Genomic DNA, 24,738 nt, shown 5'->3' with positions numbered 1-24,738 from the left:
CGAACGGCCCGGGGGCGCCGACCGGTCGTCCCGGGCCCGGACCCGGCCGGCCCGATATCCGACATCGGATGACCCGCCGGGAGATCGACGTGTTTCAGGCTCTCACCGCTCGAAGCGCACGTGACCGGCGACACGCCGGGCCCGGACCCCGCCCGGGAGGTCCAGGTGGGCCTGGCCGCGCCACGCGGTGACCAGCCGGTCCACCTCCCGCACGTGGCGGGAGGTGAGGGCCCCCGCGGGGCAGCCCGCGTCCAGCGCGGCCCGGCGCAGCGCCCGTGAGCGCAGGGCCTCGGGCGCGGCGCCCAGCACCTCCGCGGACAGCCCCTCCGGAGCCCGCGCCCGCGACCCCAGCTCCAGCGCCAGGGAGTCCAGCGCGTCGGCGTCGGCGCGCAGCAGGGAGGCGGTGCGGGCCAGGGCCGCGGCGACGCCGGGGCCCAGGGTCCGCTCCAGGGCGGGCAAGGTGTCGTGGCGCACCCGGGACCGGGAGAACCGGGGGTCGGCGTTGTGGGGGTCCTCCCACGGGGTGAGCCCCATCGCGGCGCAGGCCGCGCGCACCGTGGCGCGGTCCAGGTCCAGCAGCGGGCGCAGCAGCCCGCCGCTGCTCGGGGCCATCCCGGAGAGGGAGCGGGCCCCCGAGCCCCGGGCCAGGCCCAGCAGGACCGTCTCGGCCTGGTCGTCGAGGGTGTGGCCGAGCAGGACCGCCGCGGGGGCGTGCTCGGCGGCGGCCCCGGCCAGCGCGGCCCGGCGGGCGGTGCGGGCCGCGCCCTCGGGCCCGCCGGTCCCCGACACCTCGACCGCGCGGACCGAGACCGGGTCCAGGCCCAGCCCGGCCAGGACAGCGGCGACCTTCTCCGCGCGCTCGGCGGACCCCTCCTGGAGTCCGTGGTCGACGGTGACCGCCCCCGCCCTCAGGCCCAGCCGCGGCGCCTCGAAGGCCGCCGCCCCGGCCAGCGCCAGGGAGTCGGCGCCGCCGCTGCACGCCACCAGCACGGTGGTGTCGGCGGGCAGCGGCGCCAGGGCCCGCCGGACCGCCGAGCGCACGGCGGCCACGGCGGGCGGCGGACCGCTCATTCGGTGATCGCGGCCGGGCGCACCACCCGGTTCACCCAGGCGGAGGGGTCGCGGATCTCCGCCAGGGTGGGAAGGGTCTCGCGCGAGGTCCACACCTTGTTGAACTCGGCCATGCCGACCCGGGCCACCACTTCGCGGACGAAGGCGGCCCCCTCCTCGTACTGGCGCATCTTCATGTCCATGCCCAGCAGCTGGCGCAGCAGCCGGTCGAGGGGGTTGGAGGTCTCCCGCCGCTTCTGGAAGCGGGCGCGGATGCGCTCCACGGAGGGCACGACCCCCGGGCCGACCGCGTCCATGACGTAGTCGCCGTGGCCCTCGGCCAGGCTCATGACGGCGGTGACGCGGTCCATGATCTCGGTCTGCTCGGGCGTCTGGATGGCGGTGATGAGGTTGCCCTCGCCCCCGCGCACGGCGTCCGCCACGGCCTCGCCCGCGGCGCGCAGCCGGGTGATGAGGTCGCCCGCGTCCATCTCGGTGGACAGCAGCAGCTCGGTCATCAGCTCCTGGACGTATCCGCGCAGCCACGGCGTGGCCGTGAACTGCATGCGGTGGGTCTCCTCGTGGAGGCAGACCCACAGCCGGAAGTCGTGGGGGTCGACGTCGAGCTCGCGCTCGGTGTTGACGATGTTGGGGGCGACCAGGGTCAGCCGCCCGGTGGGCAGGGTGCCGTCGGGGTCCGGCGGCAGGAAGAGCTCGTACTGGCCCAGGACCCTCCCGGCCAGGTAGGCGAGCACCGCGCCGAGCTGCACCCCGGTGATCCGGGAGCCCACCGCGGAGGTGAGGGCCGCCGCCGCCCCGCTGCCGAGGCGGTCGGTGCCCATCTGGTCGAGTACGGGTTCGATCACGGCGCGGAAGCCGTCGACGTTGGCCCGGATCCACCCCGGCCGGTCGACGATCACCGCGGGCCCGGTGGGCTCCAAGGGGTTCATTCCGGTGAAGTCGCGCACGTGCCCGGCGGCCACGGTGGAGAGATCGCGCAACTGCGCGACGGCCTGTCGCGCGTCGGCGAGGTCCACCTGCGGGCCCGGTCGGACGAGGCGGACACCGGTGTTGACGGCTACGTCCCAGTCGATGACAGTCACATTCGCAGCCTACCCACGCAGAGGCTCCCGGCACGGGGATCGGGGTTCCAATTCGGGGTAAGCCCCGGGTTCCCCCCGAGACGGGCCGAAACACGGCGCCCGGCCGCGGGACGACCCGCGGGCCGGGTCAGGAGCAGCCGCAGCGGGCCAGGGCCGCCGCCAGGGGGTCGAGCTGGAACCCCTGCACGCCGGGGCTGTTGGCCACGAAGGCGAACACGAACATGTTGCCCTCCGCGTCGTGCACGGTCCCGGCGAGCGCGCTCACGTCGTTCAGGGTGCCCGTCTTGCCGCGGACCAGCCCGGCGGCGTCGTTGACCGCGGTGCCCTCCGTGTAGCGGTTGCCCAGGGTCCCGGTGGAGTTGGAGGTGGGCAGCCCCGAGACGGCCGCGTGGAGGTCGGCGCGGTCGGCCGCCACCCGGACCATCTCCACCAGGGCGCGCGGGGTGATCCGGTTCTCCGGGCTCAGGCCGCTGTTGTCGGCCAGCTCCACGTCCTCGATCCCGTAGGACTCCATGACCCGGTGGGTCGCCTCGGCACCGCCCGCGAAGGAGCCCTCGCCGCCCGTCTCCAGGGCGGCGACGCGGCCCAGCGCCTCGGCCATGTTGTTGTCGCTGGCCAGCATCATGTGCTCGACCAGCGCGGTCATCGGCGGGGAGTCGACCGAGGCGATCGGGTCGCCCTGCGCGGTGGCCTCCGCGGGATCGCCCTCGACGGCGAGCCCGGCCTCCTTCAGCCGCTTGGCGAACTCGTCGGCGGTGGCCCGGGGCGGGTCCGGGACGCGCACGCTCGTGTCCCGGGAGATCCGGCCGCTGTCGTGCATCAGCGCGTGGACGGAGGCGGTGCTGCCCTCCGTGATGTAGCCCGGCTTCCAGGACGGGCCGGTGTCCGGGCCGGTGAAGAGGGAGTCGTCGTAGCCGACCGAGACCGTGTCCACGCCCTCCTCCGCCAGGGCCGCCGCGACGCCCTCGGCCAGCTCCTCCAGGGTGGCCACCCGCGGGTAGGCTCCGGGGTCGACGGTCGTGGTCAGGGTGGCGTCGCCCGCGCCGCGCAGCACCACCATCCCCCGCTCCGCGTCGAAGTGGGCCGTGGTGGTCAGCACGTGGTCGGGTCCCACCACGTCCAGGACCGCGATGGCCGTGGCGATCTTGGTGGTCGAGGCCGGGATCGCGGGGACGTCCGGGCTCCGCTCGTAGAGCGCGGCGCCGGTGGCCCCGTCTGCGACGAAAGCGGAGAGGCCCTCCGCGAGCCCGGACTCCGCCATGGGATCATCGAGAACGGCCGCGATCCGTTCCGGGTCCGCCGGGGACGAGGACGCGGGTTCCGCCGCGGCCGCGCCTTCGGCGTTCACCACCGGGTGGGGAACCGCGGGGAGTGGTCGGGCCTCGATCACGTCGAGGGCGGCGAACCCTGCGATCAGCACGAATATGTTGAGCAGGGCCAGTGTGAGGAAGGCCTCACTTCGTACCCGTCGCACCCGGGGCACCCGCCCTTCCTGAGGTGTCGCGGCCTGACGTTGTTGTTATACGGCGACATTAGTCGCAATGGGAGCCGAGATCAGCATGGAATTCGACGTTACGATCGAGATCCCCAAGGGGGAGCGCAACAAGTACGAGGTGGACCACGAGACCGGTCGCATCCGTCTCGACCGCATGCTGTTCACCTCCACCACCTACCCCGCCGACTACGGTTTCGTGGACGGGACGCTCGGTGAGGACGGCGACCCGCTGGACGCCCTCGTCCTCCTCAAGGCCCCGACCTTCCCCGGCTGCCTGATCCGCGCCCGGGCCATCGGCATGTTCCGGATGCGCGACGAGGCGGGCGGCGACGACAAGCTCCTGTGCGTCCCGGCCACGGACCCGCGCATGGAGCACCTGCGTGACATTCACCACGTGAACGAGTTCGAGCGCCTGGAGATCGAGCACTTCTTCACGGTCTACAAGGACCTGGAGCCCGGCAAGTCCGTCGAGGGCGCCAGCTGGGTCGGCCGCCACGAGGCCGAGCAGGAGATCATCGCCTCGGTCAAGCGCGCCGAGGAGGCGGGCGTCCACGGCGACTCCTCCCACATCTCCGCCGACAAGGAGAAGTAGGGACGGCCTCCGTCCCCCGCGGGTGCGGCGACGGCCCGGCGGCGTCCGCCGGGCCGGGCCCGCGGCGCCGGGCCCCGGTTCCCGCCGCCCGGGCTCCGCGACCGCCCCACCGGCCGCGGGGCCCGGGTCAGCGGCCGAGCAGGGTGACCGAGCCGCTCCAGGGGCCCTCCGCCTCCGCGGTGCGGGTCAGCAGGTAGCCGGCGCAGACGGCCGCCATCAGTATCACCAGCATCATCAGCCCCACGGAGCTCACCAGCGCCGGCCCGTGCGGGGTCGGCGACGCCCCCGGCCGCACCGGGAAGCCGTCGCGGTCGAACCGGTCGGCGCGCGCCGCCACGTGCGCCCGGTAGCCGTCCAGCTCGGGGGCGGCCATCCCCTTGAGGACGCGGACCGGCACCAGACCGGTGTTCTCCGGCATGCTCCGCCCGCCCGGGAGCCGGTGGTCGTAGGAGCGGCGGCGGACGCACTCCACCTCCGCCAGGGCGTGCAGCCACTCGGCCAGCCGGTCGGGGCCGGGCAGCCGCCCGATGTGGGCGCAGGCCACGATCAGCGTGTCGCGCAGCACCACGTGCGCCGCGTCCCGGTCGCCCAGGGCCAGGATGCAGTGCCGGAACAACTCCTCGCCGTACGCGTCGAGCAGCCTGCCGTAGGCCTCGGCCGACGGCGCCCCGTCGGCGCGCAGTGCGTGGAGGAGGTCCCGGTCCGTCATGGACGAGAATCTACGCCGCCGAGCGCGCACTCCCCCGCGCTTCGCCGAAAGACGCGTGTGAGAGTCCTCTCCGTCAAGGATCCGAAGGCGGACGGCGCCGCGGACGGCCGCGCAGCCAGAGCAGGACGAACGTCAGCGCGGTCAGGGCGCAGACCAGCAGCGCGGCCCCGGGGCCCAGGAAGCCCAGCGCCATCACCCCGGCCGCGACCACGACGATCACCCGGACCAGCAGGCGCACCCACAGCCCGGCCGGATCGGGGGTCAACCGGCCCCTCCGGGCGTGCGAGCCGACACGGCCACTCCTCGTGCGTTCGGGGGACGGCGCCTTTCCGGCGGTGCTCTCACGCCGTTCTCGGGCACCACATGTCACCACCACGCGGCGCCTCCCGCAATACCGGGAAGTGAGAGGGGTGACACACGCGATTCTCCATGATCGCTTGACTCCCCGCGTCCTTTGCTGGTCTCCTTGCAACCATGTATCCGCGCACCCGCACCGACGCCATGGCTCGCAGGGCCCTCACGGCCCCCTGCCACCCGTCCTGTGCGGCGTGTCCGTGTTGTCGTCGCTGAGCCCTCTCCGGGGCGCCCCGCGCCCGTAGGCTCCCGGCCCGGCCGTCCGCCCGCGTACCCGCGGCTCCGGAACCGCCGGACCCCTCCAGCGCATCGCCCGCGGTGTCCCGCGCCCTGAGCGGCCCCGGCACCGCTCGCCCCGTCCCCTGAGCGACGGGGTCCTCTGACGACATCCGCGCCGCCGCCGGCGCGCACGCGAAGGATCTCTCCACGATGGCCCAGCAGGTTCTCTCCGTACGTACCGCCCCGCCCGCCCGCGTCCCGGGCGACGACGCACCCGCCGCCGCACCGCACCGCGTGTCGGTGGAGGGCATCGGCGACGTGGTGGACGCCGGGCGCAGCTCCGGCTACGCCCACCTGGCCGAACGCCGCCTGCCCACCGTCGGGCGCCTGGTGGCCGCGGCCCGCGGCGCCGCCGCGGTCCTGGCCCGGCCGACCCTGTGGCCGACCCGGCGGGGGCACTGGCAGCCCGCCCCGCGCGTCGCCCGCCGCCAGGCGTCCGGGCGGGTGCGGATGAGCACCGTGGCGCTGGACCCCGACGGCTTCGTGTCCGGCCCGGTGTCCCCGCGCGCGGCCGACATGGAGGTGCTGTTCCTGGTGAGCGGGCGCGCCCACCTCATCTCCTCCGGCTCGGACGGGCGCATGCGCGCGGCGGCCGAGCTGGCCCCCGGGCGGGCCCGGGTGGTCGGGGGGTCCCTGGGCGGGTACCAGCACCTGGTGAACACCGGCGGGGAGACCGCCGTGGTGCTCCGGGTGACCGCCTGAGGGGGGACTCACGCCCCCTCCTCGTACGCCTCTCCGTCACGCCGGGAGGAGAGGGCCGCGTCGACGGCCTCGACGGAGCGCAGGACGGCGGCGGTGCGCCGCCCCTCCGCCTGGTAGGCGCGCATCACCTGTTCGAGCGCGTGCGGCGGCAGGTGGGCGCGCAGGTCGACCCGGGCGGTGCGGTACCCCTCGCGGGTGGCGGCCAGGACCGCTGTCAGGTGCTGGCGCGCCAACCGGGAGAGGGCCACCGGGTACCGCCGCAGGACCCCGTGCAGCCGGTAGTCGGCGGGCAGGAGGTCGAACAGCCACACCGCGGCCGTCCGTTCGAAGGAGTCCGACCCCGGTGGGTGCACACTCGCGGGCCAGTCCGAACTCAGCGACTGATCGGGCATGGTCCGAGCATACCCGCTGTTCGAAAATCCGTTCGAAAAAGGTCGGTATCAATCCGACGAGGGGATCTCCTCGCCGGCCTCCTCCCGGCCCTCCCCGGACTCCCCCTTCCTTCTCTCCAGCTCGACCTTGATCGCGTGTTCCGCCGCGTCGACGGCGGCCCGGGCGGTGATGGCGTTGACGTGCGCCCGGTCCAGCTCCTCCAGAAGGATGCAGTCGAAGGCGACCCGCGCGTCGTGGATCGCCGCCTCCAGCTGACGTGATGCCTCTTGCAGACTCATGCACCCCCCATACCCCGCGAGGAGTGTTCCGCACATCCCGTCACAGGACGAGGAGGGGGCGTGCCGCTGGCCCGGGGCGGGTAGGGCGGTGGGCGACCGGAAATTCGGGAGGGCACATGGTCTATCTCATACTCGTCCTGCTGGCGCTGTGGCTGTTCCTGGCGATCCTGGGCCTGCTGGTCAAGGGGCTGTTCTGGCTCACCGTCATCGCGGCCCTGCTGTTCGTCGCCACCGCCGTCTGGAGCGGCCTGCGGAGCCGGTCCCGGATGTGATCAGCGTTCGAGGACCGGGGTGCCGTCGTCCTCGCCGCCCAGCGCGGCGACGATCCCGCGGGCCCGGTCCTCGTCTCCGTCGAGGCGGTCGCGGACCAGCCGCACCGCCTCCTCGGAGCGGCCCCGCGCCACGAGGTCGGCCACCCGCGCCCGCAGCGGCGCCGGCAGCTCGCCGGGGACGCGCGGCGCCGGGACGTACCCGCCGACCTGCGCGTCCGGCACGGGGCCCGCCGGAGCGGGCGCCTCGTCGGCCTCCAGCCGGGAGGCGACCGCGGCGATGACCCGCCGGAGCGCGTACGAACCGGCCGCCAGCACGAACACCGCTCCCACCAGCGCCAACAGCATGAACAAGAGGCTCATGCGCTGCTCCTACCCAGGCGCGCCCCCGGCCATTGCGCACGAAAGGTCATCATTCGCCCACGTCAGGTGGCGACCACGTCCCCGGGCGGCGGCGTCCCGGGTTCGGTCCCCGTCCGCTCGATCCGCCGCGCCCGCCGGGTCGGTCCCTCCTCGAACGCCTCGCGGCCGTCGGCGTCCGGGCAACCGCCCGGGACTCCTCGTGGACGGCGGCGCGAGAACGCGCCCGGGACCGGCTCCGGCAGGGGACGGGCCGACCCACGTGGGACAACACGGGCCGCCCGGGAGCTTCCAGGAACGGCGACGCAGGCCTCGCCCGGAACCGGCTTCCGGCAGGGGGCGGGTGAACACCGTCAAGGGCCGCACGAGAGACCCCATGGGCGGCGACGCAGGCCCCGCCCGGGGCCGCGCCGTAGAGCGTCTTCGCCGAGTAGGCATTGGTCACCTTTGGGCCCCATGCGAAACGCCACCCCGGTCCAGGGTGGCGTTCGTGCTGGAGCCGCCTGTCGGAATCGAACCGACGACCTATTCATTACGAGTGAATCGCTCTACCGACTGAGCTAAGGCGGCGCGACGCAGCGGGGTTCCACGCGGCGAGGCGATCACCAGTTTAGCGTCTTCGCGGAGTGCCGGGTACAGGGTTTCGGACCCGGCACCCCGCGCGGCTCAGGCGCAGGCCATCCCGTCCCCGGGGACCTCCAGGTCGAGCAGGTAGGCGTCCACCATGCGGTCCACGCAGGCGTCGCCCATCCGGTAGCCGGTGTGGCCGTCGCCGTCCCGGGTGACCAGGAAGCCGGACTCCAGCTCCCCGGCGAGGGCCTCGGCCCAGGCGTAGGGGGTGGCGGAGTCGCGCGTGGTGCCCACCACCATGATCGGCGGTGCGCCCGGCGCGTCCAGCGGGCCGCCGTCGTAGACCGCCTCCTCGGGCCAGAACGCGCACGGCAGCGCGCCCCAGGCCAGGCTCGGGCCGAAGATCGGGGACTCCTCCCCCGCCTCCTCCGCGGCCTCGGCGTAGGCGCCGACCTCGCGCGGGCTGGGCGAGTCCGAGCAGTTCACCGCGATGAGGGCGGCCGTGGAGTTCTCGTACTCCTGCGTGTCCCCGCGGCTGTACAGCTCGTCCCCCAGCTGGAGGAGCACGGTGCCGTCGCCGTCGTTCACGGCGTCGTCCAGGCCCTGGCGGACCCGCTCCCACCAGGACTCGGAGTAGAGGGCGGCGAGCACGCCCAGCTCGGTGCGGGCCCGGCCGATCTCCCGGTCGTCCACGGCGTTGGACAGCGGCTCCTCGGCGGTCGAGGCCAGGAACGCGTCGAGGGCGGCCACCCCGTCCTCGACCGTGTCGCCGCTCTCGCCCAGGGGGCACCCCTCCCGGGCGAGGCAGTCCTCGACGAAGGCGCGCAGCGCGGTCTCGAACCCGGTGGCCTGGGCGACGCTCAGGTCGAGCTGGTCCAGCGTGGGGTCGACGGCGCCGTCCAGCACCAGGGCGCGCACCCGGTCGGGGAACCGCTCCGCGTAGTGGGCGCCGATGTGGGTGCCGTAGGAGGCACCCAGGTAGGTGAGCTTCTCGTCGCCCAGCAGGGCGCGCAGCACGTCCATGTCGCGGGCGACGTTGACGGTGCCGACGTTGAGCATGAGGTCGGGCGCGTTGGTCCGGCAGGCCTCCACGAACCCGCGGCTGTCCTCCTCCATGTCGGCGACCCCGGCCTCGGTCAGCTCGGCCATGTCCCCGTCGCCGTCGACGGACTCGGCCCCCTCCCCGATGAAGTCGTCCAGCTCCGCGGCGGACAGGCAGGTGATCGGGGTGCTGCGGCCGACCCCGCGCGGGTCGAAGCCGACCAAGTCGAAGCGCTCGCGCACCTGGTCGCTGACGATGAAGGAGGCGTGGTCCACGTAGTCGTACCCGGAGCCGCCCGGGCCTCCGGGGTTGACCAGCAGCGAGCCGATGACGTCGTCGCCCGTGGCGGCCATGCGCTTGACGGCGATCTCGATGCGGTCCCCGCCGGGCTCGTCGTAGTCGAGCGGCACCTCGTAGGTGGCGCACTCGGCGTCGGAGGGCCCGCTCTCGCAGGCGTCCCAGTCGAGTTCCTGCTCCGTGATGTCGCCCAGGGCGCCGAGCGACTCGGAGGGCTCCTCCGCCCCGCCGTCCGGTGCCTGTCCCGTGCATCCGCTCACCAGGAGCACCGTGCCGGTGAGCGTCGCCGCCACCGCTGTCCGCAGCCTCGTCGCCACGCGTCCCCATCCTTCGCTTCGTCGGTCGGTCCCACCCTTGCCTGTGACGGCCGTGCCGCCGGTCCGGTTGCGACGGGGAGGTGGTGTCCTGCGACGACCGTATCCAGCGCGGCGGCGGCGCACCGCGGCGCCCCGTCCCCGCCGGGTCACCTCAGCCGAGCAGGAGGGCGGAGGTCATCGCCTCCATGGCGATCTGCGGGTGCACGTTGGCGGCGATGCGCTCGCGGCACTCCATGATGGCGTCGATGCGCCGCAGGCTGGTCTCGGGAGAGCTGGTGCGGGCGATCCGCTCCAGGTCGCCGGAGCGCTCCCCGGTGGAGCGCTCGACGGACGCCCCGAGCTGGAGGGTGAGCACGTCGCGGTAGAAGGCGGCCAGGTCCAGCAGGGCGCGGTCGTAGGAGTCGCGCTTGATCCGGGTGGCCCGGCGCTTCTGCCGCTCCTCCAGGTCCTTCATGGCGCCGGCCGAGCCGCGCATGGCCTTGGCCACGCCCTTGCCGGTGGAGCCCTCGCCGAAGGCGGCCCGCAGCTCGTCCTTCTCCTTGTCGTCCAGGGCGGCGGTGATCGCCTTGGACTCCTGCTCGGCGATGTCGTAGAGGCGGGCGGCGGAGGTGACGCAGGCCCCGATGCCGTCGAGCCGCGCCGGGATGGACAGCACCTCCTCCCGGCGGCGGCGCGCCTCGGGGTCGGTGGCCAGCTGCCGGGCCCGGTCCACCCGGCCGGCGGAGGCGACGGCGGCGGCCCGCGCCGTGTGCTCGTCGACCTCCCCGGAGCGGGTGAGCGCGGCGACGATCTCGGCGGTGGCGGGCGTGGCGAGGGTGACCAGGCGGCAGCGGGAGCGGATGGTGACGAGCAGGTCGTCGGGGGTGGGCGTGCACAGCAGCCACACGGTGCGCGGCGAGGGCTCCTCCACCGCCTTGAGCAGGGCGTTGGACGCCGCCTCGGTGGCGCGCTCGGCGTCCTCGAACAGCACGATCCGGAACCGGCCGCCGGAGGGCTTGGACCCGGCGCGCAGCACCAGCTCGCGGGTGGCCGCCACGCCGAAGCTCAGCCCGCTGGGCCGCACGTACAGCATGTCCGGGTGGGTCCCGGCCATGACCTGGTGGCAGGAGTCGCAGTGGCCGCAGCCGCCGTCGCGGCACTGGAGGGCGGCGGCGAAGGCGCGGGCGGCCTCGGAGCGCCCCGAGCCGGGCGGGCCGGTGAACAGCCAGGCGTGGGTCATGCCCGCGCCCGCGCCCCCGGCGACGAGGTCGGCCGCCCCGGCCACCGCGCGCCGCAGGTGGTCCACCGCGGTCCGCTGGCCGACCAGGTCGTCGAAGACCGTCACACTCCACCCCCACCGAGAAAGACGTGCCAGGGCTCCAGGATAGGAGGAGGCGGCGACGGTCGGGCCGCTGTCCACAGGTCCGGTCCCCGGCCGCGGAACGACCGGGGCCCCGCGGTCCGGCGCCGCGGGGCCGGGGCGGGAACGCGCGGGGCCCGGGGGCGTGCGCCCCCGGGCCCGTCCCGCCGTGGGCGGGTCAGTCGTTCCTGATGACCGGGATCATCCCGGTGACGGCCTCGGAGCCGCTCGGCACCGGGTCGGGCAGCAGGGCCCGCACCCGCTTCTGGATCTCGCGGGTGGTCTTCTCGCGCGGCTCCCGGGAGTCCAGGACCAGGTAGCGGTCCGGGTCCTTGCGGGCCAGGTCGAGGAAGCCCCGGCGGACCCTCTCGTGGAACTCCACGGACTCCGACTCGATCCGGTCGGCCGGGCCGCCCAGGCGGGACAGGCCCTCCTCGGGGCGCACGTCCAGCAGCACCGTCAGGTCGGGGACCAGGCCCTGGACCGCCCACGCGCTGATGTCGCCGATGTCGGACGCCGCCAGGTCGCGGCCGGCGCCCTGGTAGGCGAGCAGCGAGTCGGTGTAGCGGTCGCTGATGACCACGGCGCCGCGGCGCAGCGCGGGCAGGATCTCCTGCTGGACGTGGTCGGCCTTGTCCGCGGCGTACAGCAGCACCTCGGCGCGCGGGGTGATGTGGGAGTTCTCCCGGTCCAGCAGCAGGGCGCGCAGCCGCATGCCGAGCTTGGTGGCGCCGGGCTGGCGGGTGCTGACCACCTCGAAGCCCTGGTCGCGCAGCCACACGGTGAGCTCGCGGACCTGGGTGGACTTGCCCGCGCCCTCGCCGCCCTCGACGACGATGAACGCGCCGGAGGGGCGGTCGTCCTCGGCGACGGGCTCGGTGATCTCGACCCCGCGCAGCGCGGCGAACAGCTCCGGGAGCAGGCCCGGTCCGGCCTCGGGGTCGTCCCGGTTGACCTGGCGGTGGGCGACCGCCGCGGCGACCACGCCGAGCAGGGCGACCACCGTCAGCACGACGGTGCTGCCGCGCAGGTCGTAGGTGAGCGGGCCGAGGGGCAGCGCGTGGTCGCCGACGAGGCCGGCGGCGACCGGGGCGAGCACAGCCGTGGCCACCAGGGCCAGCCGGGCCGCGCCGTTGAGGTGGGCGTGCACCGCGGTGCGGTGCTCCTCCTCGACCTCCCGGGTGACCACGCCCAGCGCGGTCGCCCAGGCCATGCCCGCGGCCACACCCAGGGCCAGGGCCAGCACGGCGGCCAGGACCATGTCGCCGACGGCCCCGGTGAACAGCAGCAGGACCGCGGCGCCGACCGCGGTGAGACCGAACAGGCGGCGGCGGCCGAGCAGTTTGAGGATGCGGGGGCCGGAGACGGCGCCCAGGCCCATGCCGCCCAGGACGGCGGCGAACAGCATGCCGAACCCGGCGTTGCCCGCCTCCAGGCCCTCGGCGTGCAGGCGGCCGACGCCGATGACGGCGCCCACCGCGACGACCGTGGTGACCAGGCCCAGGGACAGCCCGCGCAGCAGGACCGGGTCCCCGGCACCGCGCAGGCCCCTGACCGCGGACGGCAGGATGCGCGCGTCGCGGGTGGGGCTCTGGGTGTCCTTGGCGGGCCGGTGCCCGGGGATCTGGAGTCCGGCGACCAGCGCGGCGGCGGCGAGGAAGAGCAGGCCGTTGAGGTAGAGCGCGATGTCCGCCTCGGGCGAGGCCAGCGAGGGGACGAGGGCGCCGAGCACATTGCTGACCGAGGCCAGTGCCGCGAACAGCAGGGCGGCGGCCGGGGCGGTGCCGTAGGAGGTGAACAGCACCAGCCGGTCGGCCTGGCCCAGCAGCTTGCGGGGCACCAGGTTGGGGATCGCGGAGTCCCGGGCGCCGGTCCACAGCAGCTCGACGATCTCCGCGAGGAGCGCGGCGATGAACAGCCACGGCAGGGCGAACCCGGGGGCGAGCAGGCCCACCACGGGGACCGAGACGTAGAGCAGGCCCCGCAGGACGTCGCCCCCGACCATGGTCCAGCGGCGGTCCAGACGGTCCACGAGCGCCCCGACCAGGGGGCTGAACAGGACGGCAGGGGCGAGTTTGACGGCCAGGACACCGGCGATGGCCAGGTACCGGACCAGGGCCGGGGCGTCGAACGTGAAGATCGCGGCCAGGGAGACGAGAGCCAGCAGGCTCAGCCAATCACCCAGTCCGGACAGCACGAGCGAGATCCACAGCCTTCGGAAGGGAGTGATCGCGAGGACGTTGTGCGCCTCGGACGGCGCTCCCGGAGATGCAGGTCTGCTCATAGCGCTCAAGGTTATTCAGTGAGGGGGAGGGAGGAGTGGGCCGTCGTCCGCCGGGGATTCGGTGGATCACTCGGGGAGGAACATGCGTTTCAGCGTCCCCGTCGGCCACACCCAGCGTAGTACGGAAGATCATGTCCCGACAGGGGTACGGCGGACCCCGCAGCGGACGTGGAGATCGTACCGACCCGGACACCCCGTGTCACACGAAGACGGCCGCCCCGGGCCGGCGGCGGCCGGTCCGGGGCGGCCGGGTGCGCGCCGCGGGGGTCGCCCGCGGCGCGGCTCAGGCCTCGTCGGCGGCCCTGGCCGTGCTGCGGGGCGTGCCCGTCTTCTTGGCCGGGGCCTTCTTGGCGGCGGTGGTCTTCTTCGCCGCCGCGGGCTTCTTGGCGGCCGTCTTCTTGGCCGGGGCCTTCTTGGCCGCGGTCTTCTTGGCGGGCGCCTTGGCGCGGCGCTCGGCCAGCAGCTCGGCGGCCCGCTCGTCGGTGATGGACTCCACCTCGTCGCCCTTGCGCAGGGAGGCGTTGACCTCGCCGTCGGTCACGTAGGGGCCGAACCGGCCGTCCTTGATGAGCATGGCGACGCCCGACACGGGGTCCTTGCCCAGCTCGCGCAGCGGCGGTGCGACGGTGCGGCGACCGCGCTGCTTGGGCTGGGCGAACAGCTCCTCGGCCTCCTTCAGGGTGACCGTGAACATCTGCTCCTCCCCGGCCAGGGAGCGGCTGTCGGTGCCCTTCTTGATGTAGGGGCCGTACCGGCCGTTCTGGGCGGTGACCTCCTCGTCGCCGATCACGCCGACCACGCGCGGCAGCGACAGGAGCCGGAGGGCGTCGTCGAGGGTGACGGTGTCCAGGCTCATCGACTTGAGCAGCGAGGACGTGCGCGGCTTGGGGGCCTTGGCCTTCCTGCCCCCGGTGTCCTCGGGCTCCTCGACGACCTCGGTGACGTAGGGGCCGAAGCGCCCGGACTTGGCCACGACGAGGTGCCCGGTCTCGGGGTCGGTGCCCAGTTCGCGGTCGCCGCTGGGCTGGGCGAACAGCTCCTCGGCCTTGTCCGGGGTCAGCTCGTCGGGCGCCAGGTCCTCCGGCACGTTGACGCGCACGCCGCCGCGGTCCAGGTAGGGACCGTAGCGGCCGACCCGGAGCACGACGTCCTCGGTGCCCGGCACCGTCAGGGAGCTGATCTCCTTGGGGTCGATGTCGCCGAGGCGGTCCCCGACCAGCTCCTTCAGGCCGGTCTCCTCCTCGCCCTCGGAGGTGGCGCCGCCGAAGTAGAACCGGCGCAGCCACGGCAGGCTCTCGGCCTCGCCACGGGCGATGGAGTCGAGCACGCCCTCCAGGCGGGCGGTGAACTCGTAGTCGACCAGGTTGCCGAAGTGCCGCTCCAGCAGCTGCACCACGGCGAACGCCAGGAACGACGGCACCAGGGCGGTGCCCTTCTTGAACACGTAGCCGCGGTCGAGGATGGTGCCGATGATCGAGGCGTAGGTGGAGGGGCGGCCGATCTCCCGCTCCTCCAGCTCCTTGACCAGGGTGGCCTCGGTGTAGCGGGCGGGCGGGCGGGTGCTGTGCCCCTCGGCGGTCAGGTCCCGGGCGGCGAGCGGGTCGCCCTCGGACACCGGCGGCAGCCGACGCTCGCGGTCGTCGAGGTCGGCGGCCGGGTCGTCCGAGCCCTCCACGTAGGCCTTGAGGAAGCCGTGGAAGGTGATGATCTTGCCGGTGGCGTTGAACTCGGCGACCTCGCCGGACGAGGAGGTGCCCTGCACCTTGACCGTGACGGACTCGCCGACGGCGTCCTTCATCTGGGAGGCGACGGTGCGCTTCCAGATCAGCTCGTAGAGGCGGAACTCGGGGCCGCTCAGCCCGGTCTGGGCGGGGGTGCGGAACTCGTCGCCGGCCGGGCGGATGGCCTCGTGCGCCTCCTGGGCGTTCTTGACCTTCTTGGCGTAGACGCGGGGGCGGTCGGGCAGGTGGTCGGCGCCGTACAGGCGCTGCGCCTGGGAGCGGGCGGCGCGCACCGCGCTGTCCGACAGCGTGGTGCTGTCGGTGCGCATGTAGGTGATGTAGCCGTTCTCGTAGAGCCGCTGCGCGACCTGCATGGTCTGCTTGGCCGACAGCCCCAGCTTGCGGGACGCCTCCTGCTGGAGGGTGGTGGTGCGGAACGGCGCGTACGGCGAGCGCCGGTAGGGCTTGCGCTCCACCGAGGACACGGCGAAGGCCGCGCCGGACAGCCGCTCGGCCAGGCCGCGCGCGGCGGCCTCGTCGAGCTGGCGGACGGTGCGGTCCGGGCGCACGGTGCCCTGGGGGGTGAAGTCGCGGCCCACGGCGATACGGGTGCCGTCCACCGAGACCAGGGTGGCCGGGAAGTCGGCCGGTTCGCCCGCGGGGAGGTTCGCGCCGGTGGCGTCGAAGAGCGCCTTGAGGTCCCAGTACTCGGCGGGGGTGAACGCCATCCGCTCCCGCTCGCGCTCGACCACCAGGCGGGTGGCCACGGACTGCACCCGGCCCGCGGAGAGCTTGGGCATGACCTTCTTCCACAGCACCGGGGAGACCTCGTAGCCGTAGAGGCGGTCGAGGATGCGCCGTGTCTCCTGGGCGGTCACCAGGCGGGTGTTGAGGTCGCGCGTGTTGTCGGCGGCGTGCTGGATGGCCTCCTTGGTGATCTCGTTGAACACCATGCGGCGCACCGGGATCTTGGGCTTGAGCTCCTCCAGCAGGTGCCAGGCGATGGCCTCGCCCTCGCGGTCCTCATCGGTGGCGAGCAGGAGTTCGTCGGCGTCCGCCATGAGCTCCTTGAGCTTGCGGACGTGCGACTTCTTGTCGGCGTTGACGACGTAGAGGGGCTCGAAGTCGCCGTCGACGTTGACACCCAGGCGGGCCCAGGGCTCGCCCTTGTACTTGGCGGGGATCTCCGCGGCCTTGGTGGGCATGTCGCGGATGTGCCCGATGCTGGACTCCACGACGTAGCCGCGCCCCAGGTAGCCCGCGATGGTCTTGGCCTTGGCGGGCGACTCGACGATGACGAGGGCGGTCCCCGAACCCCGTCGTGTGTTGTCCTGCGAGCCGTTCTTGCCGGCGCTGCCCTTGGTGGGTGGCACGTGTTCCCCTACGTCTACGTCTGGCCTCTGCGTGATCTGTCGGTCCCGGTCGCTCGGCTCCCGTGGAATCCGACGGTAACCGAAACTGCGGTCGTTCCCCCGTCGGTGGGCGGACGGAGGGCCCCGTGTACACGGGGCCGCACCGCGGAGAGCGGGCTCTCACCCACCGGCAACCGCAGAATAAGCGCTCGCCGTACCGCTACCGGCCCGTACCGCGCAGGACGTGGGTCGAGCCTGCGGGCGGCGGAACGGTCTGCGGCTCCGGCGATCACCCGGAACACTCCCTTTGAGTGACTTCAGTCACACTTCTGGGGGGCCGGATGCCCGTACCCCCCAAAAAGCGGCGAGTCCTCCCGGATATTCCCGGGAGGACTCGACTGTCGTCCGAGTGCTCGGCGGCCACCCCCACCCGCCCGCAGTCCACCGCGTTCCCAACGGAACGGGCGCGCGGAGGCGGTCCCCCTCGTCCTCGGCACGACGCGCGCGGCACCCTGCACGTGCCGCTACGGGTTTCGGACTCCCCGACCCGCCTCCCGCCCGTGGTGCTCGGCACCCCGCAGTCCACCGCGTTCCAAACGGAACGGGGCGCCCTGCACCACCGGCGGGGGAACGGGTCCGTTCGTCACCGACCCGAACGCGTCGTTACAGGCCGACGCCCACGGCGCCCAGGACCTGGCCCACCGGGTCGACCGGCGCGGTGGCCGCGGGCAGCGCCTCGGCCTGCTCCGGGGCGTGCTCGGCGACCGCCTGCTGGGCGGTCTCGGTGACGGTGTACTCGACGGGCAGCGTCTCGGAGACCGGCAGCTCGGGGAGCTGCTGGACCGCGGGCAGCACGTCCAGCGCGCCGGACTGGTGCTCGGTGGCGCTCTGGTGCACGACGGCCGCGCCGTCGTCGGTGGAGCTCGCGCCCGCCAGGCCGGCGACCGCGGCGATCGCGTTGCCGGACACGTTCACGGGGACGTCGCCGTCCACGACGGCCTGGTTGCCGCCCAGGAGGGAGCCGTTGCCGGAGGTCGCGATGTCCTCGTGCGCCTCCTTGACGACGGCGCCGCTGTCCGTGGAGGCCGCGCCCGCGACGCCGCCGACGGCGCCGACGGCGTTGCCGGCCGCGTTCACGGGAACGTCCAGGTGGGCGACCAGCTGGTTGCCGCCCAGGACCGAGCCGTTGCCGGAGGTCGCGATCGACTGGTGCTCGCGGACCGGGGCGGACTGGCGCAGCACGCCGGCGTCCACGCCGGAGGTGTCCGGCAGCAGGCTGACGTTGCGCGCGGCCTCGCCGACCAGGTCCATCGGGGTGATCTCGCCAGCCGCGGAGTAGTGCTCGCGGTCGTGGTGGTCGCGGTGCCCGTGCCCGTGGCCGTGGCCGTCCCGCACGAGGGCGTCCGCGTCGGTGGCCGCCGCGCCCGCGACGCCGCCGACGGCGCCGATGGCGTTCCCGGACACGTTCACGGGAACGTCCAGGTCGCCGACCAGCTGGTTGCCGCCGATCAGGGAGCCGTTGCCGGAGGTCGCGACCTCGGGGCCGTGGCCGTGGTGGCCGTGGTGGCCGCGGTGGCCGTGGCCGTCGTGCACCACGGTGGAGTCGGAGTCGGTGCTGGAGGCACCGGCGATGCCTGCGACCGCGGCGATGGCGTTGCCGGTCACGTTCACGGGGACGTCGCCGTCCACGACCAGCTGGTTGCCGCCCAGGACCGAGCCGTTGCCGGAGGTGGCGACCTCGTTGTGGTGGTGGTCCACCACGGTGGAGTCGCTGTCGGTGGTGGACGCCCCGGCGGTGCCCAGGACGGCGCCGACGGCGTTGCCGGTGACGTTGACCGGGACGTCGGCGTTGACGACCGCCTGGTTGCCGCCGAGGACGGAGCCGTTGCCGCTGGTGGCGGCGTCGGAGTCGGCGAAGGCCACGCCGCTGCCCAGGGCGACGAAGCCCGCGGCGAGCAGGACGGACTTCGCGGAGGTCCTGACCCACTTAGACATGTGGGAAGTTCCTTTCAGAAAACGTGCTGATGAGAAGGTGTGTGCTCGGGCCACAGGCCGTTCCACACCCCTGGGTGGGGTACGGGCCTTCGGCCAAGGCCGGGGATCGTCCTCCCGGCTCCGCACCTGGGCGGTGCGTGTCGGTCGGTGCTCGAGGGCTGCGTCGCCGTCCCGTCCGCCGGGTGCGGACGGAGGCGCGCGCCCCGTCGGTCAGCTCCGCCCTGGTGGGGCGGCGGCTGACGTGAACCCCGCGCACATGGCCTCGGCCGGTGCTGCGGGACTCGCGTCAACCCCCGGACCGCTCGCGCGGCCCGGGAAGCCGGACGGTCAGGCGCGGGCGCGCCGGCGGCCCGCCAGGACCAGGCCCGCCCCGGCGACCGCGACCGCGATCGCCGCGACGGCCAGTCCGGTCAGCCCAGCGGAGCCGGTCAGCGGGAGGCGCGCGTCCGCGGGCTCGGACGGGCGCTCACCCGCGGTGCTGGAGTCGGAGGGGTTCTCGCCGGGGGTCTCGCCGTCCTCAGGGCCCTCGGAGGGTCCTTCCGACGGCTCCTCCGACGGTCCTTCCGAGGGGCCCTCGGAGGGTCCTTCCGACGGCTCCTCCGACGGTCCCTCGGAGGGGCCCTCCGACGGCTCCTCGGACGGCTCCTCCGAAGGGCTCTCGGAAGGGCTCTCGGAGGGCTCCGGCGCGTAGCCGGGGATGCCGTTGTCCCGGTCCCGGCCCGGGTCACGGTCACGGTCCGTGACGGCGTCGCCGTCCGCGCACTGGGCGCCCGCGATCCCGAGGATGGCCAGGGAGTTGCCGCAGACGTTGATCGGGGCGTCGAGGTCGGCGTTGAGCTGGTTGCCCCCGGCGATCGATCCGTTGCCGCTGGTGGAGGTGTCCGCCTGGGCGGTCCCGGCGGGGGCCAGGGCCAGGAGGCCTGCGGCGGTGAGCGCCGCGATCCTGCTGTGGGTCCGGTGGTGCATCGCGTGTCCTTGTCAGCGAGAAGGTCATGATTGCTGCGTGGACCGCGGTCGTTCCGACTCCTGGGAAAAGGGACCCGAGCGGGGGCGCCTCAGAGAGTCAGCGGGTGGAAAGGGGCGCGCAGGGCACGCCGGACCGACCGCGGCTGGTGAAGGCGCGGCTAGTCGGGGGCGAAGGAGGGGTCGTCGGCGGCATCGCGCACGACGAGGGTGGGGTCGCCGGGAAGGGCGACCCGCTGCGCCCGCGGAGCCAGGTGCTCGGCCCGGGGCGTGAGGAACCCGGCGGCGCCGGGCGCGGGGAACGACGGGGCGGACGCACCGGTGGCGTCGGCTCCGCTCGGACCGTGGGAGCCGCCCGCGATCAGGCGGATGCGGTCCCCGGAGTCGGTGTCGGCCGCGTCGGGCGTGCCGCCGGCGGCGGTCGCGGACGCGTCCAGCGGTACACCCGCCGGGGTCAGCAGCTCGAACGCGGGCGCTGCGCGCCCGGCGCGCTCGGCCGCCTCGGTGGCGGAGCCGACCGCCCGGTCCACCGCGGGACGTCCCACGGCCGCGGGGGTGTCGGGACCGCCGACCAGCGGCAGGTCCACGGGCATCGTCGAGGTGACGGTCCCGTCGAGGGCGTGCAGCGCGCCGGCGGAGCCGGCGAGGTCGGCGACCCCGCCCACCAGTTCGCTGTCGCGCAGGGCGCCGTCGGCCGAGCCCACGACGTCGCGGCCGGTGCTGGCGACGGAGCCGACCAGCCGGCCCGCCCCGTGGGCGGTGCCGTCGACGGCGCGGGCGGTGTCCTCGACGACGCGGCCGGCGGAGGTGCCCTCCAGGGCACCGGAGACGCCGGTCTCGTCGAGCACGTTCTCGGGGAGTGCGGCGGCCTGGGGCACGACGGTGCCGGTCAGGGTGCCGGTGGCGGCCCTGGCGGCGGCGCCGGTGACCCGGACCTCCTCGCCGGCCGCGCGGCCGGCCTCCTCCACGACGCCCTCGGAGCCCAGGACCCGGTCGACGAGCCTGCCGGGGCCGGTCTCGCCATGGGCGACACCCACCCCGGCCAGCCACGCGACGGCCACGATGCCGGACAGGAGCAGCAGGCGGCAGAGGGCACGGTCGCCACGGGTGGCGCGGACGGTCGATACCGACCACTCCCGACCCGTGAGCACCATGGATGCCCCCTCATTTCCCACTGCTGGACGGTCCCGTGCGGCGGCGCCGCCCGGTCGGATGCGGTGGGTGCACGGCGGACGTGCCCGAGCCACCCCATCTCTGAACTCACAGACACCGTAGCATCACACTCAGTGACCGCGCACGGGAAAAAGGGGACCGCGTCGAGAACTTCCCGACGCGGCCAGGGGACGAATTACCGCAGGTGAGGACGGACCCGCCCATCCCAGCGCCACGCTCCCCCGGCGCCGGTCCCACCCGGGCGTCAGCTCATCTCGATGAACCGGTCGAGCACCCGGACCCCGAAGCGCAGCCCGTCGACCGGCACCCGCTCGTCGACCCCGTGGAACATGCCCGCGAAGTCCAGCTCGGGGGGCAGCTTCAGCGGCGCGAAACCGAAGTTGCGCACGCCCAGCCGGGAGAAGCTCTTGGCGTCCGTGCCGCCCGACAGGCAGTAGGGGACGGCGCGCGCCTGCGGGTCCTCCGCCAGCAGGGCGGCCGACATGGCGTTCACCAGGCCGTCCTCGAAGGGCGTCTCCACCGCGGGCAGGTGGTGGATGAACTCCCGGTCCACCTTGGGGCCGAGCAGCTCGTCGATCTTGGCGAAGTAGTCCGCCTCGGTTCCGGGGAGGAAGCGCCCGTCCACCTGGGCGGTCGCCTCGCCGGGGATGACGTTCGCCTTGTAGCCGCCGCCCAGCACCGTCGGGTTGAGGGTGTTGCGCAGGGTCGCGCCGATCATCTTGGCGATCGGGCCCAGCCGGGCCACCGTCGCGTCGAGGTCGTTCTCGTCGAAGGGGATCGCGAACTCCTCGCAGATCTCCTCCAGGAACGTGCGCACCGTGGGGGTCAGGTGCACCGGGAACTCGTACCGTCCCAGCCGGGCGACGGCCGCCGCCAGCTCGGTGACCGCGTTGTCCCGGTTGACCATCGAACCGTGCCCGGCGGTGCCGCGCGCGGTCAGCTTCATCCAGGCGATGCCCTTCTCCGCGGTCTCGATGAGGTAGAGGCGCCGCTCGTCCCTGACCGTGAACGAGAACCCGCCGACCTCGCTGATCGCCGCGTCGCAGTCCGCGAACAGGTCGGGGTGCTCGTCCACCAGGTACTGCGCGCCCCAGGTGCCGCCCGCCTCCTCGTCGGCGAGGAACGCCAGCACGATGTCGCGCGGCGGCCGGCGGCCCTCGCGCAGCCGCTGGCGCAGCATGGCCAGGACCATCGCGTTCATGTTCTTCATGTCGACCGCGCCGCGGCCCCACACGCAGCCGTCGGCGATCTCGCCGGCGAAGGGGTGGTGGGTCCAGTCCTCCGCGGCGGCGGGCACCACGTCCAGATGGCCGTGCACCAGCAGCGGGGGGCGACCGGAGTCGACGCCCTCGATGCGCGCCACGAGGCTGCTGCGGCCGGGGTGCTTCTCATAGATCTTCGACTCGACACCGACCTCGTCGAGCTTTCCCGCCACGTACTCCGCGGCCTTGCGCTCGCCCGGCCCGGAGTGGTCCCCGTAGTTGGAGGTGTCGAAGGCGATGAGCTCCCGGCACAGGTCGACGACCTCGACCTCCGCCGTGCTCAACCCCTCGGATCCCGTTGTCATCGGACGCTCCCGTTCCGCCGTGTCCACTGTGCTCGTCGCACCCGACCCTGCCATGATCACCCCCGGCCCGAAAAGCGGTTCGGGGTACTCCCCGGCTTTGCTATTGTTGACCTGTCGGGCGGCACAACCGCCGGACGTCACCGGTCCGGGTGGCGGAATAGGTAGACGCGCTAGCTTGAGGTGCTAGTGGCCGTTAAGGCTGTGGGGGTTCAAGTCCCCCCTCGGACACAGAGGAAGGCCCTGCTCGCAGGGCCTTTTTTCATGCCCGGACGGCGCCGCATGCCCGGACCGCGCCGGGGGCGGCGGACCCCGGGCGCCCGTGTCACCGACCCCTGGCCGGTACACCCGGCACCTGGTCGGCGGATCATCCGGGGTCGCTCCCCGGGCCGGCCCCCACGCGCCGTCCGGCGGGAGACCGCCCGGAAACCGCCCCCGCGCTCCGACGCGGGCGCCGGACCACGCGGAGGCACCCGCCGCACGGCCCTAGGAGTCCGCGCGGACCGCGGGGAAGACGTCCCGGAGCAGGTGCAGAACCGACCGGGTCAGCATGACGTGCAGGTCGGCCCGGCTGAGCGCACCGCGCACCAGCCACTCACGGGACGCCGCCTTCAACATGCTCCCGTAGGCGCGGACCATCGCCCGGAGCTCGGTACGCCCCTCCACCACGTCCGACATCATCGCGGCCTGGAGGATGTGGTCGGTGGCCACCTCGTCGGCCTCCAGCAGGATCTGCTCGGTGTCGCGGTCCTGCCCGATCGCCTCCGCGCCGATCGCCGACAGCCACAGTTCTTTGTCCCGCTCCACCACGTCCAGCCACCGGTCGACGCAGATCGAGATCCGCTCCTCGATCGTGGTCCGGGGCAGGTTCTCCGCCACGGAGGCCGGGACGATCAGCATCCGCCGCACGACCTCCAGGTACAGCTGGCGCTTGCCCCCGAAGTAGTGGTTCACCAGGCCCCGCGCGACCCCCGCCTCCTGGGCGATCTCCGCCACGGACACGGCCGAGTAGGTGCGCTCGCCGAACAGTGTGCGGGCCACGGCCAGGATCTCCGAACGCCTCTGGTCGGGTTCGAGACGGCGCCGCTGCACGGGCGGTTGCATGAACGTTCCCCCTCCGCCTCGTCGGCACGACGCCGGCGACAGCCGCAAAAGTACCACCGGGGCCCGCTCCCGCCCCCGGTCGTCCCCCCATCGGACCTGTCGGCCGTCGCGCCCCTGCTCTTCCCTGCCCACCCTACTGTCGAACAAACGCCAATGAGACCCCGCCACCCCTTCCAGGTTCGGCGCACCCATCGGCACGGACAGGGATATAACCCTATTGACACATGGACAATAGCTTGCGGACAATGGCCGGTGTCCCCGAACACACCGAGGAAGGCACGACATGCCGCGAGCCCTGACCGACGAACAGAGGGACCTGGTCGACGCGATCACCAGGTTCTGCAAGCGCGAGTGCGGAACCGGGGAGCAGCGGGACGCGCTGACCGACCACGGGCGGGAGCCGCACAACCAGGCCCTCTACGCCAAGATGGCCGACCTGGGCTGGCTGGGCGTCTCCCTTCCGGAGGAGTACGGCGGGAGCGGCCTCGGGATGGTGGAGCTGTGCCTCTTCCTGGAGGAGACCGCCTACGGACGGGCCCCGATCAGCGGTTTCGGGACGACGGTCATCGCCGCGGCGGCCTACGAGAAGTTCGGCACCGAGGAGCAGAAGCGCAAGGTCCTCGGGGGCGTGGTCCAAGGCCGGGTCGAGGCCATCTCCATGTCCGAGCCCGGCGCCGGGTCCGACGTGGGGGCCCTGACCTGCCGCGCCCGGCCCACCGAGGGCGGGTACGTGGTGAACGGCCAGAAGACCTGGTGCTCCAACGCGCACATCGCCGACCACATCCTGCTCATCGCGCGCACCTCGCAGGAGGGCTCCAAGCACGAGGGCCTGACCCAGTTCCTGGTGCCCGCCGGCACCGCCGGCCTGAAGATCAGCGGCATCGACACCATGGGCGGCCGGGAGGTCAACGACCTCTACTTCACCGACTGCTTCCTCCCCGACTCGGCCGTGGTCGGCACCCCGGGCCAGGGGTGGGCGCAGCTCATGGCCGGGCTGAACCTGGAGCGGATGATCCTCGCCGCCCTCATGCTGGGCACCGCGCGGCGGGCCTTCGACGACACCCTCGCCTACGTCCGCCAGCGCGAGCAGTTCGGGCGTCCCATCGGCTCCTTCCAGGCGCTCAAGCACCGCATCGCGGACATGGCGACCGAGCTGGAGTGCGCCCGGCTCCTGGTCGACGACGTCGCGGCGGCCATCGACGCCGAACCCGACCGGATCTTCGCCCGCGAGGCGTCGATGGCCAAGCTCAAGTGCACCGAACTGGCCAAGCACGTGACCCTGGAGGGCATGCAGATGCTCGGCGGCTACGGCTACGCCACCGAGTACGGGATGGAGTCCCTGCTCCGGTCGACGGTGGTGTCCACCGTGTACGGGGGCACGAGCGAGATCCAGCGGGACATCATCGGCAAGACCTACGGACTCTGAGGTGCGG

Annotated in this window: 21 protein-coding genes and 2 tRNA genes; 5 read left to right on the top strand and 18 right to left on the bottom strand. The window is 73.7% G+C overall.

Annotated features, from left to right (window positions below; translation table 11 throughout):
* Positions 1–102: 102 nt before the first annotated feature.
* From tilS to dacB, 3 genes are all read right to left on the bottom strand, one after another.
* Positions 103–1,071 (bottom strand): tRNA lysidine(34) synthetase TilS, encoded by a 969-nt coding sequence (gene tilS / locus BUE45_RS19930; protein ID WP_073380870.1) that lies wholly within the window; start codon positions 1,069–1,071, stop codon positions 103–105.
* Positions 1,068–2,153 (bottom strand): zinc-dependent metalloprotease, encoded by a 1,086-nt coding sequence (locus tag BUE45_RS19925; protein WP_073380869.1) that lies wholly within the window; start codon positions 2,151–2,153, stop codon positions 1,068–1,070. Before BUE45_RS19925 ends, tilS begins: the two co-directional genes overlap by 4 nt.
* 127 nt (positions 2,154–2,280) lie before the next feature.
* A complete protein-coding gene (gene dacB, locus BUE45_RS19920) occupies positions 2,281–3,636 on the bottom strand; it encodes a D-alanyl-D-alanine carboxypeptidase/D-alanyl-D-alanine endopeptidase (protein WP_143173418.1) in 1,356 nt (451 codons plus the stop codon).
* A 76-nt stretch (positions 3,637–3,712) separates the two neighbouring features.
* Between dacB and BUE45_RS19915 the strand changes: the two genes are divergently transcribed.
* Positions 3,713–4,240, top strand: coding sequence for an inorganic diphosphatase (locus BUE45_RS19915; RefSeq protein ID WP_178378590.1), 528 nt, complete (start codon positions 3,713–3,715; stop codon positions 4,238–4,240).
* Between the two features lie 127 nt (positions 4,241–4,367).
* Here the strand turns inward: BUE45_RS19915 and BUE45_RS19910 are convergent, their stop codons facing one another.
* Both BUE45_RS19910 and BUE45_RS19905 read right to left on the bottom strand, forming a co-directional pair.
* A complete protein-coding gene (locus tag BUE45_RS19910) occupies positions 4,368–4,949 on the bottom strand; it encodes an RNA polymerase sigma factor (RefSeq protein ID WP_073380867.1) in 582 nt (193 codons plus the stop codon).
* Between the two features lie 73 nt (positions 4,950–5,022).
* Entirely contained in the window at positions 5,023–5,214 is a 192-nt protein-coding gene (locus tag BUE45_RS19905) for a hypothetical protein (RefSeq protein WP_073380866.1), read from the bottom strand.
* A 518-nt stretch (positions 5,215–5,732) separates the two neighbouring features.
* Here BUE45_RS19905 and BUE45_RS19900 point away from each other — a divergent pair.
* Positions 5,733–6,284 (top strand): hypothetical protein, encoded by a 552-nt coding sequence (locus BUE45_RS19900; protein ID WP_073380865.1) that lies wholly within the window; start codon positions 5,733–5,735, stop codon positions 6,282–6,284.
* Positions 6,285–6,292: 8 nt separating this feature from the next.
* Here the strand turns inward: BUE45_RS19900 and BUE45_RS19895 are convergent, their stop codons facing one another.
* Both BUE45_RS19895 and BUE45_RS19890 read right to left on the bottom strand, forming a co-directional pair.
* Complete coding sequence (locus BUE45_RS19895; RefSeq protein WP_073380864.1) at positions 6,293–6,676, bottom strand: hypothetical protein; 384 nt, start codon at positions 6,674–6,676, stop codon at positions 6,293–6,295.
* A gap of 48 nt (positions 6,677–6,724) precedes the next feature.
* Positions 6,725–6,955 (bottom strand): hypothetical protein, encoded by a 231-nt coding sequence (locus tag BUE45_RS19890; RefSeq protein ID WP_073380863.1) that lies wholly within the window; start codon positions 6,953–6,955, stop codon positions 6,725–6,727.
* A 116-nt stretch (positions 6,956–7,071) separates the two neighbouring features.
* On the opposite strand from BUE45_RS19890, the gene BUE45_RS32615 reads away from it, so the two are divergent.
* Entirely contained in the window at positions 7,072–7,227 is a 156-nt protein-coding gene (locus BUE45_RS32615; protein ID WP_178378585.1) for a hypothetical protein, read from the top strand.
* On the opposite strand, the gene BUE45_RS19885 is transcribed toward BUE45_RS32615, so the two are convergent.
* The 10 genes from BUE45_RS19885 to BUE45_RS19840 all read right to left on the bottom strand — a co-directional run bounded on the left by BUE45_RS19885 (position 7,228) and on the right by BUE45_RS19840 (position 22,204).
* Positions 7,228–7,587, bottom strand: a complete 360-nt coding sequence (locus BUE45_RS19885) for a hypothetical protein (protein ID WP_073380862.1) — start codon at positions 7,585–7,587, stop codon at positions 7,228–7,230. It abuts the gene before it with no gap.
* A gap of 491 nt (positions 7,588–8,078) precedes the next feature.
* A tRNA-Thr gene (locus tag BUE45_RS19880) sits at positions 8,079–8,154 on the bottom strand.
* 96 nt (positions 8,155–8,250) lie between these two features.
* The gene (locus tag BUE45_RS19875; protein ID WP_073380861.1) at positions 8,251–9,786 is read right to left on the bottom strand and encodes an alpha/beta hydrolase; all 1,536 of its coding nucleotides are present in this window, start codon (positions 9,784–9,786) and stop codon (positions 8,251–8,253) included.
* A 175-nt stretch (positions 9,787–9,961) separates the two neighbouring features.
* Positions 9,962–11,134 carry a DNA polymerase III subunit delta' gene (locus BUE45_RS19870; protein ID WP_073380860.1) on the bottom strand — a complete coding sequence of 391 codons (1,173 nt, stop codon included), beginning with the start codon at positions 11,132–11,134 and terminating at the stop codon, positions 9,962–9,964.
* Positions 11,135–11,327: 193 nt separating this feature from the next.
* A complete protein-coding gene (gene tmk, locus BUE45_RS19865) occupies positions 11,328–13,433 on the bottom strand; it encodes a dTMP kinase (RefSeq protein WP_073380859.1) in 2,106 nt (701 codons plus the stop codon).
* Positions 13,434–13,716: 283 nt separating this feature from the next.
* On the bottom strand, positions 13,717–16,527 hold the full coding sequence (gene topA, locus BUE45_RS19860; protein WP_073380858.1) for a type I DNA topoisomerase: 2,811 nt from the start codon (positions 16,525–16,527) through the stop codon (positions 13,717–13,719).
* Between the two features lie 642 nt (positions 16,528–17,169).
* Entirely contained in the window at positions 17,170–18,501 is a 1,332-nt protein-coding gene (locus tag BUE45_RS19855; protein ID WP_073380857.1) for a hypothetical protein, read from the bottom strand.
* Between the two features lie 327 nt (positions 18,502–18,828).
* Positions 18,829–19,467 carry a chaplin family protein gene (locus tag BUE45_RS19850; RefSeq protein WP_073380856.1) on the bottom strand — a complete coding sequence of 213 codons (639 nt, stop codon included), beginning with the start codon at positions 19,465–19,467 and terminating at the stop codon, positions 18,829–18,831.
* A 158-nt stretch (positions 19,468–19,625) separates the two neighbouring features.
* Positions 19,626–20,618, bottom strand: a complete 993-nt coding sequence (locus BUE45_RS19845) for a hypothetical protein (RefSeq protein WP_073380855.1) — start codon at positions 20,616–20,618, stop codon at positions 19,626–19,628.
* 263 nt (positions 20,619–20,881) lie between these two features.
* Entirely contained in the window at positions 20,882–22,204 is a 1,323-nt protein-coding gene (locus BUE45_RS19840) for a M20/M25/M40 family metallo-hydrolase (protein ID WP_073380854.1), read from the bottom strand.
* Between the two features lie 143 nt (positions 22,205–22,347).
* Between BUE45_RS19840 and BUE45_RS19835 the strand changes: the two genes are divergently transcribed.
* A tRNA-Leu gene (locus tag BUE45_RS19835) sits at positions 22,348–22,432 on the top strand.
* A gap of 255 nt (positions 22,433–22,687) precedes the next feature.
* Here BUE45_RS19835 and BUE45_RS19830 read toward each other — a convergent pair.
* Positions 22,688–23,305 carry a TetR/AcrR family transcriptional regulator gene (locus tag BUE45_RS19830; RefSeq protein WP_073380853.1) on the bottom strand — a complete coding sequence of 206 codons (618 nt, stop codon included), beginning with the start codon at positions 23,303–23,305 and terminating at the stop codon, positions 22,688–22,690.
* Positions 23,306–23,588: 283 nt separating this feature from the next.
* Between BUE45_RS19830 and BUE45_RS19825 the strand changes: the two genes are divergently transcribed.
* On the top strand, positions 23,589–24,731 hold the full coding sequence (locus BUE45_RS19825; RefSeq protein ID WP_073380852.1) for an acyl-CoA dehydrogenase family protein: 1,143 nt from the start codon (positions 23,589–23,591) through the stop codon (positions 24,729–24,731).
* Positions 24,732–24,738: the final 7 nt, after the last annotated feature.

Source organism: Nocardiopsis flavescens, assembly GCF_900141985.1.
GTDB lineage: Bacteria > Actinomycetota > Actinomycetes > Streptosporangiales > Streptosporangiaceae > Nocardiopsis > Nocardiopsis flavescens.
This window is presented reverse-complemented; position numbering and strand designations above follow the sequence as displayed.